Annotated in this window: 1 pseudogene; it reads right to left on the reverse strand. The window is 28.8% G+C overall.

Annotation, left to right across the window (positions count from 1 at the left end):
• Nucleotides 1–1374 (reverse strand): annotated as a pseudogene (locus E2O22_RS07955) (hypothetical protein); the annotation flags it as partial.

Here is a 1374-nt window from a genome sequence, read left to right on the forward strand (position 1 = left end):
GCTTGCATAATATTTACCATCTTCAGACATAACTGCATATAAAAACATAGGAATATCAGAATTAGAATTACTGATATTAATACTATTATTATTTGCTTTAGAGCTTAGAGTTTGCGCAGCAATAATATTAATCTTATCATATCTTTTTTTATCTGTTACTCCTTGAGTAATACTTCCTTCTATATTTATACTATTTCTACTAGCTCCTTTAGTAGCTACCCCGCCATAAAGATTGATTTCATCTTTACCGGTAAAATTAAAATTGATTTCAAATGGCTTTTTCAAATTCATATAAATAACATTATCATTAGCCATACCATTATTAGTTATACCTGCATAAAAGTCTAAGAGTGCTTTTACTTCTATATTGGTATTTAATGCTAATAAGGTTTGTAAGTCTTTTATATCTATGGTGTTTTTATAAGCATTACCTTGTATGATTTTACCCCCATAAACTGCTCCTACTAAAATAGCATTGTATGCTAATGGAGTATTTTTAGTATCCACTCTTAAATCTAGTTTTAAATCATTAATAATTACACTATTATTGCTTACTTCATAGCTTTGATTGTTATTTACATCTACAAAAGCTCCACCTAAGTGAGTAGCAGCTGATGTTGAATAAGCTCCACTTGGACCATGGACTAATAAAGAAGCTCCATCTATAATAACCTTATTATTTTTAGCATTAGCATTATAAGTATAAGCTCCTACTACATGAGTCATTCTCTCATCAAAAATATTATCCCCTAAAGTGCTTTGTTTATAAGGAGTAGTATGAAAGTCTATCTTTACTCCCTTATTTAATATCACAGTATTATTATTAGTATTAGCATCAACCCCAAAAGCACCTAAGATATAAGGAGCACCATTTAAAGGTAAGGTATAGGTGTTTTCAACACCCATATTTACATAGGCATCTTTTAAGAAATTTAAAGTGTTATTGCTTGCTTCACCTTTTCTTGCTATGGCTGGAGTGATTAAAAAATTATATTTATTATCTAAGCCACTAGCTTTAGGATTAATTACTTCTTTATCGGTAGGTTTTAAATAATATACTGAAGATAATTCCCCTGCTTTTAATACTAAGGTATTATTATTTGCTTTTGCATTAAAGGTATAGGCTGAAACTAAAAAAGGTATATAGCTGATTTGATTTAGGGTAGTATTAGCTGAGTTAGAACTATGAAAGCCATTAACTACAAAAATATCTTCTTTAATACTTGGAGTGAGTATGTCTTGTTTAAAATATAAATCATTCATTTTTTCATGAGCTTTGTTTTTAGGATTATCATAGATTAAAGTAATATTTGAAAGGTTTTTATTGCTAGCCATTTGACCATAGAAGTTTTTACCACTTAAGAGTTTATATGT

The sequence above is a fragment of the Campylobacter lari genome (genome assembly GCF_004357905.1).
Classification (GTDB): domain Bacteria; phylum Campylobacterota; class Campylobacteria; order Campylobacterales; family Campylobacteraceae; genus Campylobacter_D; species Campylobacter_D lari_D.